Source organism: Phenylobacterium sp. (assembly GCF_037138395.1).
Lineage (GTDB): Bacteria > Pseudomonadota > Alphaproteobacteria > Caulobacterales > Caulobacteraceae > Phenylobacterium.
In genome coordinates this window covers 1-1,793 of record NZ_JBAXIM010000258.1, presented here as the reverse complement: position 1 = coordinate 1,793, position 1,793 = coordinate 1, and the positions used below count along the sequence as shown (strand labels likewise).

The window sequence follows — 1,793 nt, the reverse complement described above, 5'->3', positions numbered from 1 at the left end:
TCTGCGAGACGGCGTGCAGGATCTCCTCTGAAATCCCGTCGGAAAAGTACAGGAAGTCGGGGTCGCCAGACTGGTTCTCAAACGCGAGAACCGCCAGTACGGGCTCGATGCTGGGGGTCGACAAAGGCTTGCTGTCTTTGGGTGCAGCGCGCTCGGCCGGAGGCCCGGCCCTGTTTTCGGCCTGGATCGCACGCTCCAGCTCGGCCCCCGGGGCGACGCCGAGTTCGTCGGAGAGGGCCTGGCGGATGGCGAGGTACCGGCGCTGGGCCGCCGACGGGCGGCCGCTGGCGAGATCGGCGCGGATGGCCGCCGCCGCCACGGCCTCCTGGAGGGGATCGCGCCTGAGATAACCTTCGGACAGAAGCCGCACGGCCTCCCAGCGGCTCGCCGCCTCCAGGCTGGCCAGCCGGCGGGTCAGTTCATCGAGAAGCGCCGCCTCCCAGGCCCCGCGCGCCTGGTCGAGCCATTCCTGGAAAGGGCCTGACAGGTCCATGCCCTCCAGCAAGGGTCCTGACGCGAGCTGTGATGCCGTTCCGGCCATCTTGTCCTGATCATCCGAATGAAGGGCGACCTTGAGCGTGTCGATGTCCGTCAAGAGGCTGCCCGGGCGGATCGACACCCGTTCCCGCCCGACCTCCAGAATGTCGTCGGCGCGGGCGCCCAACGCAGACCGAAGCTCGAACAGGCACTGGCGCAGACTGCCGCGGGCCTGTTCATCCGGCCGGTCCGCCCAGAGGAGGCCACAGATCCGATCCCGGAGAAGGCCGCCCCGGCCTTCGAGGCAGAGCATCGCCATAAGCCCCCGGGCTCTTCGGCCGATGATGCGGATCTGAACGCCATCGAGATCGTAGATCTCGAAGCCTCCAAGCAGCCTGATCCGCACCGACGGACTGGACTCCACCTTCCCCGTCTCCCTGCCCCGACATCCAGGTTTGCAACCTGGCGAAAGTATAGAGGGGCCGCTCGTGAAGGCCAGCGTCTCGGGCGTGAAATGCGCGTGAAAGTGCGACGCGGCAGGACGTCGCGCTCAGCCAGGGCGGTCGTGGGGACTTGCGGCTGTTTATGCGCGCAAGTGATGAAACCTGCGGGGCCTCAACGGAAGGGAGGGTTCCGGCCGGGGCGAGTGCCCTGGCCGGAACCTCGGGTCACTGGCTGGAAGTCTGCTGGGCCATCTCGAGGGACGAGCGACCCTCGTACAAGGCCGTCACGGTCGGCGCGTTGATTTCCGAAACCGTGCGGTTCATGACTTCCTTGGTGCAGGGGCGGAACGTCTTGATGCGGTCCATCCGGTTGGAAGGCTCGCCGCCGCACACCTGGGCGGCCGCATGCTCGATGCGCTTCAGGAGGGTCCTGGCGCCAGACTCGGTGTTGAGATCCAGGCCGGCGGTCGAGACCTTGATCTGTTCGACGCCGAGGGCGGACTGGGCGGAAGCGCTGGTGCCGGACAGGGCCATGAGGCCGATGGCGATCAGGGCGAGGGCGTGATTCTTCATGTCAGTGGTCCTGTTTTCGAGTTCTGAGACGGAGCCTGCCGACGCTCTGGAGGGCGTTGACCGGCTCGCAGGACCGTTCTGGGGTGGGGGCGTCCCCCCGAACGTCACGCCATCGTCAATCCATCGTTAATTCGACAGCGGGAGCGTTTTTTCTCGCCCTGCGCGCTGCCTTCAGGCTGGGCATGGGCGTGGGATCTGTTCCTCCGGGCCTCGACCGCGATGCCCGCCTCGGGCGCCACCTGTGGCTCAATAGAGAGGCGCCGCGACGGTGTCCGCCGCGGCGCCTGGGTTGTCATCCTG

The 1,793-nt window shown here is 67.2% G+C and carries 3 protein-coding genes; all 3 read right to left on the bottom strand.

Going from position 1 to position 1,793, the window contains the following annotated elements; genetic code table 11:
* Window positions 1–901: BTAD domain-containing putative transcriptional regulator (locus WCJ52_RS13005; RefSeq protein ID WP_336903726.1), on the bottom strand; the 901-nt coding region annotated here is incomplete at its 3' end.
* A 244-nt stretch (window positions 902–1,145) separates the two neighbouring features.
* Window positions 1,146–1,493 (bottom strand): UrcA family protein, encoded by a 348-nt coding sequence (locus WCJ52_RS13000; protein ID WP_336903725.1) that lies wholly within the window; start codon window positions 1,491–1,493, stop codon window positions 1,146–1,148.
* A 104-nt stretch (window positions 1,494–1,597) separates the two neighbouring features.
* Window positions 1,598–1,793, bottom strand: a 196-nt coding sequence (locus WCJ52_RS12995; protein ID WP_336903724.1) for a hypothetical protein, incomplete at its 5' end; no start/stop codon positions are given.